This is a genomic window from Qipengyuania sp., from assembly GCF_042095715.1.
Taxonomy (GTDB): Bacteria; Pseudomonadota; Alphaproteobacteria; order Sphingomonadales; family Sphingomonadaceae; genus Qipengyuania.
Genome location: NZ_JBELMO010000001.1, coordinates 91,634 through 106,179, shown reverse-complemented (window position 1 = coordinate 106,179; position 14,546 = coordinate 91,634). Strand labels below are relative to the sequence as shown.

19 protein-coding genes and 1 tRNA gene are annotated in these 14,546 nt (G+C 63.1%); 8 read left to right on the top strand and 12 right to left on the bottom strand.

Translation table 11 applies throughout. The annotated features are described in order from the left end of the window. Positions 1 to 39: 39 nt before the first annotated feature. Together metW and ACFDTG_RS00545 are read right to left on the bottom strand one after the other, a co-directional pair. A complete protein-coding gene (metW, locus tag ACFDTG_RS00550) occupies positions 40 to 651 on the bottom strand; it encodes a methionine biosynthesis protein MetW (protein WP_375289124.1) in 612 nt (203 codons plus the stop codon). Then, positions 648 to 1,736, bottom strand: coding sequence for a homoserine O-acetyltransferase (locus ACFDTG_RS00545; protein WP_375289123.1), 1,089 nt, complete (start codon positions 1,734 to 1,736; stop codon positions 648 to 650). The genes metW and ACFDTG_RS00545 overlap by 4 nt, the downstream gene beginning before the upstream one ends. A 64-nt stretch (positions 1,737 to 1,800) precedes the next feature. On the opposite strand from ACFDTG_RS00545, the gene ACFDTG_RS00540 reads away from it, so the two are divergent. Both ACFDTG_RS00540 and ACFDTG_RS00535 read left to right on the top strand, forming a co-directional pair. Next, a complete protein-coding gene (locus ACFDTG_RS00540; protein WP_375289122.1) occupies positions 1,801 to 2,919 on the top strand; it encodes a pyridoxal phosphate-dependent aminotransferase in 1,119 nt (372 codons plus the stop codon). Next, the gene (locus ACFDTG_RS00535) at positions 2,919 to 3,824 is read left to right on the top strand and encodes a prephenate/arogenate dehydrogenase family protein (RefSeq protein ID WP_375289121.1); all 906 of its coding nucleotides are present in this window, start codon (positions 2,919 to 2,921) and stop codon (positions 3,822 to 3,824) included. The genes ACFDTG_RS00540 and ACFDTG_RS00535 overlap by 1 nt, the downstream gene beginning before the upstream one ends. 18 nt (positions 3,825 to 3,842) lie before the next feature. On the opposite strand, the gene ACFDTG_RS00530 is transcribed toward ACFDTG_RS00535, so the two are convergent. From ACFDTG_RS00530 to ftsE, 4 genes are all read right to left on the bottom strand, one after another. Then, complete coding sequence (locus ACFDTG_RS00530; protein WP_375289120.1) at positions 3,843 to 4,523, bottom strand: lysophospholipid acyltransferase family protein; 681 nt, start codon at positions 4,521 to 4,523, stop codon at positions 3,843 to 3,845. A gap of 8 nt (positions 4,524 to 4,531) precedes the next feature. Further along, on the bottom strand, positions 4,532 to 5,062 hold the full coding sequence (locus ACFDTG_RS00525) for a YdcF family protein (protein WP_375289119.1): 531 nt from the start codon (positions 5,060 to 5,062) through the stop codon (positions 4,532 to 4,534). Further along, positions 5,059 to 5,886 (bottom strand): cell division protein FtsX, encoded by an 828-nt coding sequence (locus ACFDTG_RS00520; RefSeq protein WP_375289118.1) that lies wholly within the window; start codon positions 5,884 to 5,886, stop codon positions 5,059 to 5,061. The genes ACFDTG_RS00525 and ACFDTG_RS00520 overlap by 4 nt, the downstream gene beginning before the upstream one ends. 92 nt (positions 5,887 to 5,978) lie before the next feature. After that, on the bottom strand, positions 5,979 to 6,719 hold the full coding sequence (ftsE, locus tag ACFDTG_RS00515; RefSeq protein ID WP_375289117.1) for a cell division ATP-binding protein FtsE: 741 nt from the start codon (positions 6,717 to 6,719) through the stop codon (positions 5,979 to 5,981). A 164-nt stretch (positions 6,720 to 6,883) separates the two neighbouring features. Here ftsE and ACFDTG_RS00510 point away from each other — a divergent pair, with 164 nt between their 5' ends. The 3 genes from ACFDTG_RS00510 to ACFDTG_RS00500 all read left to right on the top strand — a co-directional run bounded on the left by ACFDTG_RS00510 (position 6,884) and on the right by ACFDTG_RS00500 (position 8,843). Then, positions 6,884 to 7,726, top strand: coding sequence for a zinc-ribbon domain-containing protein (locus ACFDTG_RS00510; RefSeq protein ID WP_375289116.1), 843 nt, complete (start codon positions 6,884 to 6,886; stop codon positions 7,724 to 7,726). A gap of 103 nt (positions 7,727 to 7,829) precedes the next feature. Continuing rightward, positions 7,830 to 7,916 (top strand) — tRNA-Leu (locus ACFDTG_RS00505). Positions 7,917 to 8,210: 294 nt separating this feature from the next. Continuing rightward, positions 8,211 to 8,843, top strand: coding sequence for a PEPxxWA-CTERM sorting domain-containing protein (locus ACFDTG_RS00500; RefSeq protein WP_375289115.1), 633 nt, complete (start codon positions 8,211 to 8,213; stop codon positions 8,841 to 8,843). A 111-nt stretch (positions 8,844 to 8,954) separates the two neighbouring features. On the opposite strand, the gene ACFDTG_RS00495 is transcribed toward ACFDTG_RS00500, so the two are convergent. After that, positions 8,955 to 9,674, bottom strand: coding sequence for a Crp/Fnr family transcriptional regulator (locus ACFDTG_RS00495; protein WP_375289114.1), 720 nt, complete (start codon positions 9,672 to 9,674; stop codon positions 8,955 to 8,957). Between the two features lie 175 nt (positions 9,675 to 9,849). On the opposite strand from ACFDTG_RS00495, the gene ACFDTG_RS00490 reads away from it, so the two are divergent. Both ACFDTG_RS00490 and ACFDTG_RS00485 read left to right on the top strand, forming a co-directional pair. After that, the gene (locus tag ACFDTG_RS00490) at positions 9,850 to 10,125 is read left to right on the top strand and encodes a hypothetical protein (protein ID WP_375289113.1); all 276 of its coding nucleotides are present in this window, start codon (positions 9,850 to 9,852) and stop codon (positions 10,123 to 10,125) included. Positions 10,126 to 10,221: 96 nt separating this feature from the next. Further along, complete coding sequence (locus ACFDTG_RS00485) at positions 10,222 to 10,944, top strand: ATP-binding protein (RefSeq protein WP_375289112.1); 723 nt, start codon at positions 10,222 to 10,224, stop codon at positions 10,942 to 10,944. Between the two features lie 231 nt (positions 10,945 to 11,175). Here the strand turns inward: ACFDTG_RS00485 and ACFDTG_RS00480 are convergent, their stop codons facing one another. From ACFDTG_RS00480 to ACFDTG_RS00470, 3 genes are all read right to left on the bottom strand, one after another. Further along, positions 11,176 to 11,532, bottom strand: coding sequence for a hypothetical protein (locus ACFDTG_RS00480; protein WP_375289111.1), 357 nt, complete (start codon positions 11,530 to 11,532; stop codon positions 11,176 to 11,178). A 101-nt stretch (positions 11,533 to 11,633) separates the two neighbouring features. Beyond that, positions 11,634 to 11,888 carry a hypothetical protein gene (locus tag ACFDTG_RS00475; protein ID WP_375289110.1) on the bottom strand — a complete coding sequence of 85 codons (255 nt, stop codon included), beginning with the start codon at positions 11,886 to 11,888 and terminating at the stop codon, positions 11,634 to 11,636. A 53-nt stretch (positions 11,889 to 11,941) separates the two neighbouring features. Next, a complete protein-coding gene (locus tag ACFDTG_RS00470) occupies positions 11,942 to 12,457 on the bottom strand; it encodes a winged helix-turn-helix transcriptional regulator (protein ID WP_375289109.1) in 516 nt (171 codons plus the stop codon). Positions 12,458 to 12,617: 160 nt separating this feature from the next. Between ACFDTG_RS00470 and ACFDTG_RS00465 the strand changes: the two genes are divergently transcribed. After that, a complete protein-coding gene (locus tag ACFDTG_RS00465; RefSeq protein ID WP_375289108.1) occupies positions 12,618 to 12,962 on the top strand; it encodes a hypothetical protein in 345 nt (114 codons plus the stop codon). Between the two features lie 292 nt (positions 12,963 to 13,254). Here the strand turns inward: ACFDTG_RS00465 and ykgO are convergent, their stop codons facing one another. Both ykgO and galE read right to left on the bottom strand, forming a co-directional pair. After that, entirely contained in the window at positions 13,255 to 13,380 is a 126-nt protein-coding gene (gene ykgO / locus ACFDTG_RS00460; RefSeq protein ID WP_029941846.1) for a type B 50S ribosomal protein L36, read from the bottom strand. Between the two features lie 87 nt (positions 13,381 to 13,467). After that, a complete protein-coding gene (gene galE, locus ACFDTG_RS00455; protein ID WP_375289107.1) occupies positions 13,468 to 14,481 on the bottom strand; it encodes a UDP-glucose 4-epimerase GalE in 1,014 nt (337 codons plus the stop codon). Positions 14,482 to 14,546 lie beyond the last annotated feature (65 nt).

Sequence of the window (14,546 nt, the reverse complement as noted above, 5' to 3'; positions counted from 1 at the left end):
TCGAGAAGAGGCGCAATTATCATTAATGGCCTCGTGTGTTCAAGGTTCCCGACCGTCCGCTCGCGACAATTCGTAAAGAGCATATTCGGCACGCAGGTTGGCCCCAGGGCCGCTTATCTCGCGATCTGCGGCAAAAGCCCAGCGACCGGTGCGGACAAGGCTTAGATCGCTGGCAAGCGTCTCGAAATCGCGGATCGTCATATGATGGATATTGGCCGTTTCATACCAGCTGATCGGCAAGTGCCGCGTCACCGGCATCCGGCCGTTGAACAGGAGAGCGGCGCGCGTCCGCCAGAAGGCGAAATTGGGGAAGCTGACGTAGGCCCGGCGTCCCACCCGCAGCAGCGCGCCAAGCATGTGATCAGGGCGCACCGCCGTCTGCAACGTCTGGCTCAGCACCGCATAATCGAAGGTGCCGTCCGGATAGAAGGCGAGATCGCGGTTGGCATCGCCCTGCACCACCGAGAGCCCCCGCGCCACGCAGCGCTCCACGAGCGCGCCGTCGATCTCGATGCCCCGAACATCGCAATCCTTCGCGCGCAAAGCCACCATCAAGGCCCCATCGCCGCAGCCCACGTCGAGCACGCGCGAGCGAGGCGGAATGCTGTTCGCGATGACGCGCAGATCGGGCCGCGGGGATTCGCCCGTCATTGCAGAAACCCCGCCACCACCCGGTCGAGCGCCGGGACATCGAGAAGAAAACTGTCGTGTCCGAACGGTGCGGACAGCTCCACGAAGCTGACGGGGGCGCCGGCTGCGTTAAGGGCATGGACCAGATGGCGGCTTTCCGCCGTCGGGTAGAGCCAGTCGGAATCGAAGCTGATCACGCAGAACCGCGCCTTCGCCCCGGCGAACGCATCGGCCAGCATACCGCCATGCTCTTCCGCGAGGTCGAAATAATCCATGGCGCGGGTGATATAGAGATAGCTGTTTGCGTCGAAACGCTTGGTAAAGCCGCTGCCCTGATAACGCAGATAGCTTTCGACCTGAAAATCGGCCTCGAAGCCGAAACTCTTCGCAGCCCGATCCTGCAGGCGGCGCCCGAATTTCTCGGTGAGCCCGTCTTCCGAAAGATAGGTGATGTGCGCGGCCATGCGCGCGACCGCCAGCCCGGCATCCGGCCCCGCCGCATCGTAATAATCTCCGCCGTTCCAGGCCGGATCAGCCATGATCGCCTGGCGACCCACTTCATGGAAAGCGATGTTTTGCGCCGAATGCCGCGCGGTGGTGGCGATTGCCAGGACCTTGTCTGCCCGTCCGGGCCAGTTGGCCGCAAGGCTCAGCGCCTGCATCCCGCCCATCGATCCGCCGACGACGGCATGCAGGCGCTCGATCCCCAGCGCATCGAGCAAGGCGATTTCCGCGCGCACCATGTCGCGAATGGTGATGACGGGGAAGCGGGTACCGTAGGGCACGCCGTTGGGAGCGGGGCTGGCGGGGCCGGTGGAGCCCATGCAGCTTCCCACCACATTGGCGCAGATGACATGAAACCGGTCCGTGTCGATGGGCTTGCCCGGTCCGACCATGCGCGCCCACCAGCCAGGCTTTCCCGTGAGCGGATGCTCGCTCGCCACGAATTGATCGCCGGTAAGCGCATGACAAAGGAGTATCGCGTTGGAGCGATCTTCGGCGAGCGTGCCGTAGGTCTCGAAAGCGATCTGCACGCCATCGAATGTTCCGCCCCCGTCGAGGGGCAGCGGATCCGGGAGCACGAGCGAGCGGGGCGACACAGCCATCGGGCGCGCTTAACCGCAAGGCGGACGCTTGTCGAAGGGCTGATTTTTGTCCAAGCGAGCCGCCATGGACAGCCCCGCCGCCATTTCCTCGCCTCGTCCCGTGCCCAAGCCCTGGATCGAGACGATCCACGCCTATGTTCCGGGCAAGAGCGCAGGCCGGGAGGGGAAGCCGCTGGTGAAACTGTCGGCCAACGAAAACCCCCTCGGATGCAGCCCCGCCGCACGTGCCGCGCTTGCTGCTCCAGCCGATCCGGCGCGTTACCCCGATCCGGACGCCACCGAATTACGCTTGGCGATCGGTGCTCTGCATCAGGTGGACCCTGCGCGGATCGTGTGCGGAACGGGATCGGGCGAATTGCTGCATTGCGCGGTGCAGGCCTTTGCTGGTGAGGGCGACGAGGTGGTGATGCCGCGCCATTCCTTCTCGCTCTATCCCCTCCTTGCGAACAAGGTCGGCGCCACACCGATCTTCGCCGACATGGCTGGCGACACCGCTTCGGTCGATGCGCTGTTGGGGGCGGTAACGGCGAACACCCGCGTGGTGCTGCTCGACAATCCGAACAATCCCATGGGCAGTTTCGTGGCGCGAGACGAAGTGGCGCGGCTGCACGCTGGCCTGCCGGGCGATGTCCTGCTCATCCTCGATCAGGCCTATGCCGAATACATCGACGATCCGGACCCCGATGGCGCGTTGGCGCTGGCGGCAACCACGGACAATGTGCTGGTCACGCGGACCTTTTCCAAGGCTTACGGTCTTGCCGCGGCACGCGTGGGATGGGCCACGGGGGCGGCGCATCTCATAGATATGGTCAACCGGTTGCGCGGCGCCTTCAACGTCAATGCCGCGGGCCTCGCCGCAGCGCGGGCGGCGATCGGCGATCAGAATTTCGTTGCTTCCTCGCGCGATCACAACCGCCGCGAACTCGACCGGTTCGAGGCCGCGATCGCCGCGCTCGGCAACCACGGCCTCTCCGCCGTGCCGAGCCAGGCGAATTTCAGCTTGGTGCGGTTCGCCGGGCCGCTCACGGCCGCATCCGCGCTCGAGGCGCTCGCCGCCGGCGGCTACGCCGTGCGCCATCTGCCGTCGCAGGGGCTGGGAGACGCGCTGCGGATCACCATCGGCTCCCGATCCGACATGGAAGCCGTAACCGAAATTCTCGCCGCTGCAGCGGAAAAGGCCTGATGGCTTTTTCACGCGTGGCGGTGATCGGCCTCGGCCTGCTGGGCGGCTCCGTCGGCCTCGCCATCGGGCAGGCCTTGCCGGAATGCCGGACCACGGGCTGGGACCGGGACCCTGACGTGCGGGCGCGGGCAGCGGAACGCGGCCTGGTCGGGACGGTGTGCGAGACCGCGGTTGATGCGGTGAAGGATTGCGAACTCGTGATCCTGTGTGTCCCGGTCGGTGCGATGGCCGCCGCAGCCGAGGCCATCGCGCCGGGCCTCGGCGCCAATGTCGTCGTCTCCGATGTCGGATCATCCAAGCAGAAGGTCGGGGAGCTGCTTCGTACGGCCCTCCCCGGAGCGACGATCATTCCAGCTCACCCCGTCGCCGGGACGGAGAACAGCGGACCGGATGCCGGCTTTGCCGCGCTGTTCCACAACCGCTGGTGCATCCTGACACCCGATGGCGACGCGCCACCCGAAGCGACCGAAAAATTGGGACGGCTCTGGACCGCGCTGGGCGCCAGGATCGAGATCATGGACCCGGCCCACCACGATCTGGTCCTAGCCGTGACCAGCCATATCCCGCACCTTATCGCCTTCACCATCGTGGGCACCGCGTCCGATTTGGAGGAGGTAACGCAGAGCGAGGTCATCAAATACTCGGCCGGCGGCTTTCGCGACTTCACCCGCATCGCCGCGAGCGACCCCACCATGTGGCGCGACGTGTTCCTTTCCAATCGCGAGGCGGTGCTGGAAATGCTGGGCCGCTTCACCGAAGACCTTACCGCGATGCAGCGCGCCGTGCGGTCCGGCGACGGCGAGACGCTGTTCGCCCTGTTCGAGAGGACACGCGCGATCAGACGCAAGGTCATCGAACAGGGGCAGGACGATGCGCGCCCCGACTTCGGACGCGCGGATCACTGATTGCTCAGAGCCGCTCGATCAGCGGTTGAGCGCGTTGATCGCGGCGATCACCCGCGCTTCCGCCTCGCCGCGCGGCAGGCCGGGCGGGATCGCCTCTCCGAACCTGTAGGTTATCGGCCGCCGGGGCTTGAGACCAGGCTTGTAGGTAGGGCCGCTATCCACCGCCACCGGCACCACGGGCAGGCCCAGCGCCTTGTACAGCCCGGCAAAACCCGCCGCGAGCTTGCGCTCTTCACCATGGGGAACGCGCGTGCCCTCGGGAAAGATGACCAGCGGACGGCCCGCTTCTGCGGCCTCGCGCGCCTGCCGCATCATGCCGATCAGCGCTCTCGCCCCGGCAGTGCGATCCACCTCGATCAGGCCATAGGCGCGCGCCGCCCGTCCCCAGGCGGGGATGCGGAACAGTTCCGACTTTGCGAGAACGGCCGGCATGTCGAAGAGCGTGGGCGCGTCGATCGCCTCGAAGAAGCTTTCATGCTTCACGGCATAGAGCGCCGGCCCGTCGTGCTTTTGCCCCTCGATAATCACCGGGCAGCCCAGGATATTTTCCACGCACCAGCGCTGCAGACCCGACCAGGCATGGACGCAAGCCAGGAAAACGCGCCGGTTGATGGGTGCGGTCAGCGCGGCCGAAGCGGAAAGCACCGCAGAGCCTGGATAGAATATTAGGTAAAACAGGATGTTGCGGAGAAGCTGCATGGTGCTCGTCAGCCCGTCCAGCCTTGCGTGACCAGCGCCGCCAGCAGCTTGTTGTATTCCAAATAGAGCTGGCCAAGATTGGGGACGGACGGGACCGCGTCCTCTACCACCGTGACATTTTCGGGAATGGAATAGGCCAGCTCCGCCGCGGCGCGCCGCATGTGCCAGTCGGTCGTAACCAGGCGAACCGTGCGAATGTCGTTGCTGGCGAACCATTGCGCCGCCTCGCCCGCATTACTGCGCGTATCGACCGCCAGATATCCCAGGGTGACGCAGCAGCGCATTTCGCGCGCGGTGACGTCGAATTCTTTGGCGAACTCCTTGGCCTTCACCTCGGGATCGACGCCGGAGACGAACATCTGCTTGGCATCGCCATCGCGCAGCACCTCCAGCCCGCGGGCAATCCGCCCGGCGCCGCCGGTCGGAACCAGGACGGCATCGGTCTTGATATGCCCGGCCGGAGCCTGGAGCGTGAGCGCGAAGACGACGAAGCCGATCGCATAGGCGAGGACAAGAAAGCCGGCGAGGCGTGCGATCACAACATTGCTCCAAGGCGCGCCAACACGGTGCGCCTGGCGGTAAAGACCGCAAGCGCGGCCGTAAAGGCCGGGACCAGCGCCATCAGCACCCAATCGATCGGTAACAGCGAACCGCCCTGCACCAGACCGGACCCAAGATTGTCGAGCCGCCCGCCGACGAAGAGTAGGGTCGCGAGGCCGAGCACGAGGCCCGCCGCGCCGCCAAGCATGGAATCAACCAGCACCGAGCGCTGGAAGATCGACGCGATCTGCCCATCGTTTCCGCCAAGATGATGGACGATCTCGATGGTCTCCCGATTGGCGTCGAGCGCGTTGCGCGCAGCCAGCCATACGGACGCGGCACTGGCTATGGTGAGCAATACGATCAGCATGAAGGCCAGCCAGCGCACCGCCCGCACCGCGCCGAAGACGGGGCCGAGCCAGTCCGCCTGCCTGCCGATGCGCGCCGCCGGCGCGGCCTGCCGGACCACGTCCCGCACCTTCGCGAATTGCGCCTCGTCGGCCGCGCCACTCAGCGTGGCGTCGATCAGGACGGGCAAGGTTATGGCCTCCGAATCTGCGGCTTCGCCCAGCCAAGGCTCCACGAGGTCCGCGATCTCCTCTTCCGGAACCAGCCGCACCCCGGTCACACCCGGCTGCGCAGCCAGCACGCGGACCGCACGGCGGGCCTGGGCGTCTCGTTCCGAACGGTCCGCTTCCACGATCTGCACCGTGATGCCACCTTCGAGCCCGGCGCGGGCCTGCGTCGCAAAATTGGCGAGGGCAAGCGCACCGCCCACGGCCAGAACGGTCAGCGTGACCATGATCGCGATGATCCACGGCATCGGGCCGCCCAGGCGCGTCGCGGGCAGGACGCGTGCCGGAACCCGCCCCGCGGAGGCACTGCGCAGGATTCGCGCAAAGGACGCGGGCATTTTCAAGACAGCGTGACCGGCCTGGCCCGCGCGGCTTCTCGCCGCGGCGGATAGCGCAGGGCCCCCGTGGGATCGGACAGGCGCCCACGATCGAGCCGCATGATCAGCGCATCGGGCACCTTGCGCAGCAGCTGAACATCATGCGTTGCCACGACCACGGTCGTTCCGAGACGGTTCAGCGCTTCGAACATGCGGAGAAGTTTCAGCGCCATCTCGGGGTCCACGTTACCCGTCGGCTCGTCCGCGACCAGCAGTTCGGGCCGCGCTATGACGGCGCGGGCGATCGCTACCCTCTGCTGCTCTCCCCCGGAAAGCGTCGCCGGGCGGGCGTCACGCCTCGCGCCCAGACCCACCCAGTCCAGCATATCCGCGACCGGCTGGCGCAGCTCGCCCTCCGCCACGCCCGACAGACGCAGCGGCAAGGCGACATTGTCGAAGGCGGAAAGGTGGGGCACGAGGCGGAAATCCTGGAATACCACGCCCAGCCGCCGCCTGAATGCGGGAAGGCGGGCGCGGGGCAGGGTGATGACATCCCCGCCGAACATCCGGATCGCCCCGCGCGAGGGCCTCTGCGCGAGATAAAGCAGTTTGAGCAGCGATGTCTTGCCCGCGCCGCTCGCCCCGGTGAGGAAATAGAACCGGCCCGCGTGCAGCGTGAAGGTCACGTCGCTCAGCACTTCGCTGTCGGTGCCATAACGCAATCCGACATTGTCGAAACGCACGATTTCGCCCTCGCCCGCCATCAGGCCGCGCCGCAAATCGCTGTCATCGGGGAAAGTTTCAGGGCGTCCATCGTCTTCCTGCCGCCTATAGCCGCGCTGCGATGTGGAAAAAAGCCGCCTGCGGCTTGTGTCTACAGCCCATGCGCTTGTCGCGATTCGAACCTGCGCTTAGGCTCCCCGTCACCATGATCATCTCATGCCCCGCGTGCGCCACGCGCTACGTACTGCCCGACAGTGCGATCGGCCCCGAAGGCCGCACCGTGCGTTGTGCGAAGTGCAAGCACAGCTGGTATCAGGACGGGCCCGAGATGGCTGAGCCGATCGCGGCCGCCTATGCTCCCTCGCCTTCCGAAGATGCTTCGGGGCGGCCGGAGGCAATCGATCCACCGCCCCCGCCGCCGGTTGCGGCGCCCCGTCCCCCTGTCCGGGATCCTGCCCCGATCACCGATCCGCAGGCCGAGGGTGTTGCCCCGACAGCCGTCGATGAAGAGCCCGCGCCGGTCGAGGGGCCAGCGCCGACCGCCCGGTCCCGCGAACGCGATGCCTTCGACAGCGGGGACGATGAGGTTTCCCAGTTCGACCACGCGCCGCCGTTCCGCCCCCGCCGTAATTGGCTGAAGGCGCTGACGTGGGGTGCCGGGGCCTTTGCAGTGCTCGCGATCGCAGCGGTTGTCGCAATGACCACGCTCGGCACGCCCAGCTGGCTGCCGGTAGAAAAACCTCTCTACGGCGCCGATCCCGGGCTGACGGTCGAATTTCCGCCCGAAGAGCAGGAAACGCGCACCCTCCCCAATGGCGCGGAATTCTTCGGAGCGCGGGTGATCGTGAAGAACGATACACGGGAAACGAAGGCCGTGCCTCCGCTGCTGATCGTGCTGAGGGATAGCCGCGACAGGGTCGTCTACAGCTGGGAGGTCAATCCGCCGCAGCGCTCGCTGGCCCCTGGGGAGTCGATGACGATCAACGAAGCGGTCACCGATGTGCCGAAATCGGCCCATTTCGCCGATATCGGATGGGCGCCCCGCTAACCTGCTTCGAAGCGTTGAATCCGGCTTGCCGGGATCATGACCTGCTGCTAGGGGCGCGCTCCTACCGACGCGGGCGGCCAGCCACCCGTGCTCATCTCCATGTGCGGTCGTGGCGGAATTGGTAGACGCGCAACGTTGAGGTCGTTGTGGGCGAAAGCCCGTGGAAGTTCGAGTCTTCTCGACCGCACCAATTTTCATTGACGGATAGAAATGCTCATGTTTGGGACGCCGAACAACGCTTGGCTCCTACCTTCTGTGTCGTAGGCGGTTTTTCTACTTTTGGAGCTTGGATCCACGAAATGGCTGTCGGTAAACGATCCCATTGCAGGCATTTGACCCACCGCACCTTAGGCGCCCCGCCACCGTCGTGGTTAAAATGAGCCAAAATAAAGAGCCAGCATTTCTTGATGTAAGATAATTAGCCCCGATAATCGTCGGGTATTCCCTTCAGACGCCTGCCGTTGGGCGTATGAAGGGGAGCGCCATGAAGAACTTTTTTATCGCCTTTGCATTGTCGGCTACTATCGGTTCGGCCGCAAATGCCGCGACCGACCTGACGAGCGTGATGGTCACCGGACCGAGTGGAACGGTTTGGAACACGGCGCAGGATAGTTTCTACGCCGTGTTTCTGCAGCGACCTATCGGGACGTTGCTCAATCCGGACGACGACTTTGCAGGCGCAGCGACTACCGAAGGCGGGAACAACTTTACGATCGCAGGCGACGGCTTTCGTCCCGGGGAGACGGGCAATTCCGACCCATCCTATACGCTGACGCTGATGTTCGCGGACGGCGCCACGATCAGTGGCCAATACGCCGGCAGCACCTTTACCGGTGGGACCAGCGCCATGGTCGGCAATACAACTTACACGCTCACCGGGTTCGGCTGGGACAGGAGCAATGCCGATAACGTCAGTCGCTACCAGGCGGTCTCGGGAGATGATCCTGCGGATTACACGGGTCAGTTCTCGTTCACGGCGATGACGGGGATGGGTGCTGTGCCCGAACCGGCGGTGTGGGCGATAATGGTCTTGGGCTTTGGGGCCATCGGCGGCGGTCTTCGCCGTCGAGCGCGGAAATTCGTTACCTCGAAGGCGCAGTTCATCTGCGCGACCTGATTCACCGAGTTTGGGTCGCCGGATCGGGCGGGAGGCGACTCCTGCCCGATTTGCGTTGGCTTCCGTAGATTTCCGCGTGAAATCAACAGCGCCAACCTGCGGAATTTTTCGTTAAAGCTCGCGCATCTTACGATGAAGGTAATTCTCATCGAAGCCCGCGATCTCGGCCAATTTTTCCGGATCATGGACAGTCAGGCTGCCGCGCTTCAGGAGCATGGCCCCCGCAAGACGCAGCTCTTTCAGAACCCGGTTGATATGAACCGGCGTCATCCCGAGCGCATCGGCGAGGATGATCTGCGAAATTGGGAGATCGAACTCGCGGCTGGTCACCAGACCGATGTTGCGCGCCCGCAGGTAGAGCTCGCACATCAAATGCGCGACTCGCTCGACGCTACTGCGACGGCCCATGCTGGTAATCCAGGCTCGCAGCGTCCCTTCGTCCGTCAGCTGCGCGATGTACATGGCACGCGCAACCTTGGGGTGATTGTCGAGTAGAGTGTCCATGTCGGCTCGACCAATCGTGCAGACCCGCGCATCGACCGTGGTTGCGATGCTATGATCCATTTCGGCGAGCATGCCGATGTGCAGATCGCAGCAATCGCCGGGCATCAGAAAAGCCGTGACCTGCCGGGATCCATTCGGCAGGACCTTGTAGCGAATAGCCCATCCATCGATCATCACAAAGACCGGCCCCGGTCGGTCGCCCTCACGGATGAGGTCGGTTTTTTTGGCGACCCGTCGCGGAAAAGCGGTGGCTTTGGTGAGAGCGGCCACGTCGTCGCCGGATAACTCTGCAAAGCCAGAGAGTTTCCGGATGAATGCGTTCGCCATTAACGGACCCTACGGGCTTGAAGCCGCAATATATATTATCAGGCTATATTGTCCAAAATCAACATAAGCCTGTTCAGATGAGCGCTCTGATCTTATCTAGATCGCGTTGCCGCTCACTATCCGGGCCGCGGTGATTGAGAGCCAACGCTTTCGCCCGATAAGACGGGACAAAGCGATGACAGATTCCGATCCGAAGACACATGCAAGTGTCACGCAGGGGGTTGAACCGCATGGCCGGGCTGCACTGCTGCTCGTCGAAAGCCTGCTTCACAGCATGATCGGTCGATCGATCCTCGATCATCACGATGCCAGCGAGGCGGTGCGCTGTGCAATCGATGTACACCTAGAACATTGTTTGGAAAACGGACTGGAAGTCAACGAACCAGGAGGGACAGCGATGCTACTTGACCAGATCCTGCACACTCTACAAATCGATGTGGGCAGATCATGATGGCCCCCGTTGCGTCAATAAATATTCGCGAGCTTGATATCGATTAATAAGTGAAGCCCCCTCTCCCGTTAGTGTTCATGCGAAAGGGGGGGGCGTATGGTGGAAAAATATCCCCGCTTGGCAACAAGACACCGGCTGGAACACGCCGATCATATTGGTTTGCTGCAATCGTTCAGTCGAACGGAAAGCTACACCCAGCCGAAGAGAATCAGCTCAGGCGATGCTCATCGACGTTTATGGGAGGCCGATGCGAGCCACCGCGTCAAGAACCTGGCTCAGATGTGCTACTCCCTTAGTACCCCGTCAGTCAGGCAACGCTTCAACCTGTCCGACGAAATAGTTTCTGAAGCGGTCGGTTCACTTGCTGAATCCTATCGCGAGTTAAGTCATCCGTCCGTGGGCACGGAATTGTTGCCGTGCGCCGATCTGCTCGCCAGGATTTCTGGCGGCCTCGTAAGCCTCTTCAACGGCGGAAGGCCCATCATCGTTCTGACAAACTTTCATGACGTTCGTCTGCCGGCTATTCAAAGGCGGGCTCTCGTCCTGATCGCGAGCGAACTTATCATCAACTGTTTGAAGTACGCGTTTCCGCAAAATTCCGGGGGCACGATCAAGCTGTCTTTAAGGCGTGGCACCGGCGGGATCGTGCTTCGGGTGAAGGATAATGGGGTAGGTTTAGGCGCAGGGGCGGGCAAGGGTTCGGGTAGTGCCTTGATTTGCGAGCTCCTCGCGATCCTGGAGGGAAAGATTGTGCGTCGCGATGCCCATCCTGGCCTGGAGGCCACGGTTTCCCAGTCTAGGTCTGTCAGTTCTGATTGATCGGAGATTTTCTCGCGCGCCGTGACGGTTCTTTGGCTGCTCGCCAGAGATCGTCACGAACTCGCCTGGAACTAACGGGCTTGTCTCCTAAACTAGCTGACTACGTCGCCGAGCCCTTCGTCGGGCTTCTTCCGACGCTTCGCCACCCGGGTCGACCGCAACGGCAAGACCCTGATGGCCACCATCGCCATCGCCGCATTCGTCACGGAATGGCTCTAACAAGTCCGGACCCTACGAGCCGACGATCTCGCCAAGATCCAGATTGAGCGGGGTGGTGCGGTGATCCTCCGCGCCTTCGAATTTCTTGAGGAAATCTTCGATGGGAACTGCCTGCGTGCGATCGACCATTGGGTTGCGATTGTCGAGGCCGACCGCGCCGATCTCCTCCGGGGTCATCCGGACGTGGAGATAAGGCACCCACACATCGCCGTATTCGGCCTTTTGATACCAGACGTCGAGCACATCGTAACTGGCCCACCGCCCGTCCGGCTCCTGCAAGCGAAGCCCTTCTCCGATACGCGGCACGACGACTGTCTTGAGACGAAAGACCGTCTGATGCGTCTCGTTCTGGATTTCGATCTCGATCACGCGGGGCCCGTCTACAGTTTGCAACCGACCTGAAGGGTGGTCCCGTGCGGTATGACACGAAGGCGTTGAGATGGTTTTAACGATGACGTCACGCCGCCGCGCTATTGCTGGTCGCCTGCGTAAGGCGTGTTTTCGATCCGACAGCGCGTGTAATCCGGGGCCCCATCCTGCCACCAGACCGGGCCACGCTCGCCAAGCGCGACCTTGGCTTCGTGAACCCGGGATCGGGCTTCCTTTTCCGCAGGGATGTCGCCGGCCCGTCGTGCGGCTGCAATGGCACGGCGCGCATCCATCAGCGCCTCAACCAGCTTTTGACGCTCATCCGGCTTCAGTGCGGGGTTGCTGGTTCGCCACAACCGCCCGTCTACAATGATGTATCGACCGTCGCCGGTCCGCTCTGGCTGGCCGATCAGGCCATTTCCTTCACAGAACCGCCAGACGGTTCCGTGACCGATCCGTCCGCCCTTACCCCGAGCCGGGCCTTGTCGACCATATTGAGGTCGGCAGGGCCGAGGATCCGGCCATCATGCGCCAGAATGGAGACCGGGCCGATGGGCAGGCGGTCTCTCTCATCGACAAGTACCGGATTCTCGACGACCGCGTCGCCGTACTTCTGGCCCCACTGCCGCAGTGCGATCATCGCCGGAAGCAGGTCGATACCCTTGGGGGTGAGGCGATATTCGATCTTGCGACGGTCTTCCTCGATCGGCTGACGCGCGAGGATGCCGTGTCCGACCAGTTTCGCCAGCCGATTGGACAGGATGTTGCGCGCAATGGACAGAACGCTGAGAAATTCCTCGAAGTGATGCACTCCGTTGAAGCTCGCGCGAAGGATCATGAAGCTCCAGCGTTCTCCCATCACCTCAAGCGCTTGCGGCAGACCGCATTCGGTCAGTTCGCGCAGCGGTTCGCGTGTTTCGCCCATGATTTTCCTTTCCCGGCAAGCGTTTGTAATCCGAAAACGCTTGGGCTGCAAAAAGAGTTTCGGTTTTACATTGCAAAGTGCAACCCAAATTGATAGGTAGCGATTCGCAACTGATATTGCATCAGTTCGATCTCTCCACCCTGCGCAAGGAGCATCCATCATGCCCTCGTCCAATACCATACCTGCCCGGATCGGCGCCCTCGGTGCCGCGATCATCTGGTCGGCAACCAGCCTGTCCTTCCTGGTGAGCCCCGCCCCCGCGCGGGCACAGGACCCAGGCACCAGCTATTACTCTGCTTCGTTGGTCGAACCCGTCGCGGAAAAGCAGCTGGTGGTCGGCGGCCTCGTCTGGCGCTGTGCCGAGACGGCCTGCGTTGCCGCCAAGGGGACCAGCCGCGCGCTCCGCGTATGCCGCACGCTCAATCGAAAGTCCGGCGAGGTTTCCCGATTCGTGACAGCCGGTAGCGTGATGTCCAGCGAGGAGCTTGCGCGCTGCAATGCGTGACTCCTCGATCGTTTCGCCACCACTCTCTCCATCAAGGTGGCCCACTGGCCCCGGCGCTGCGGCGTCGGGGCCTTTTTGCACCGGGAGCAAATGATGTGATCGAAAATAGTTCTGCCGACGACGACGGATGCATCGCGCCCGGCAGGTAGGAGACGACGATGTTCCGGAAAAAATTGCAAACGGAGCGACTGGCCCGGACCAGAACGACCATCCCCAACGCGATCGGCCCGAACTCCTGGTGGAGCCGGGCCGATCAGTTCCTAACTTGCGGAGCCGCAGCCCCGCGCGTCAATCAGCCCTGGCGGGCCTTGAAGCGACGGTTGGTCTTGTTGATGACATAAGTGCGCCCACGACGACGGATCACGCGGCAATCCCGGTGGCGGTCCTTGAGCGACTTCAGGCTATTGCGGATTTTCATGGCTGGTCTCGGCAAATAAATGCGCGCCGGAAGCGACTCCCGACGCGCCAGATCAAGCGCATCCCCTAGACAACCCTGTCGCAGGGGTCAAGAGTTGCGTCGCATATCGTGCAGCTTGCGCTCCCATGCCAGGGCATGGCAGACGATGGTTTCAAGGTCGTCATGAACGGGCTGCCAATCGGTCACCTCGTGAATACGCGCCGGGTTCGAGATCAGCGCCGGCACGTCGCCCGGACGGCGCGGCTCCTGCTTGCGGACAATCGTGGTCCCCGTCGCGCTGTCCACGGCATCGAGAACTTCGAGCACGGAAAATCCGCGACCGTAACCCACATTCATCGTCAGGCTGCGCTCGGGCCGATCGATCAGCGCCGATAGCGCGTGGACATGCGCACTCGCGAGATCGGATACGTGGATATAGTCGCGGATGCCGGTGCCGTCGGGCGTGGGATAGTCGCAGCCGAAGATTGCCACATGGTCCCGCTTGCCGGTGACGGTCTCCACCGCGACCTTGATGAGATGGGTGGCGCCTGCCGTCGATTGCCCGGACCGTGCCGCGGGATCGGCCCCGCACACGTTGAAATAGCGCAGCACGCAGTGGTTCATGGCGTGGGCCCTGCTGATGTCAGCCAGGATCCGCTCGGTCATCAGCTTGCTCATGCCGTAGGGATTGACGGGCTGGAGCGGATCGTCCTCCGTCAGGGGCTTGATCTCCGGCTCTCCGTAAACGGTGGCGGTGGAACTGAAGATGAAATGCGGGACCCCGTGTTCGACCGCCGCCTGAATAAGCGTCCGGCTTCGGGAGGTGTTGTTGTCGTAGTATTTGAGGGGATCCGCCACGGACTCCGGCACCACGATGGAGCCGGCGAAATGCATGATGGCACCGATATTGTGCTCGGTGAAAATCCTCGCGAGAAGCGCGGTATCCGCGATGTCCCCTTCGAAAAACGGGACATCGTCCGGCACCGCCCAGCGAAAGCCGGTCGACAGATTGTCGATCACTGCAACAGGCCAACCGGCGTCGCGCAAGGCGAGCACCGCATGGCTGCCGATGTATCCCGCACCCCCGGTGACCAGCACCGGAACCTTTGCACTGTCATCCATAGACAGGCGAATAGCATGCCGATCGCCGCAGCCCACTGCCTTCGGTGCTTTTTGTCCTTTCGCGC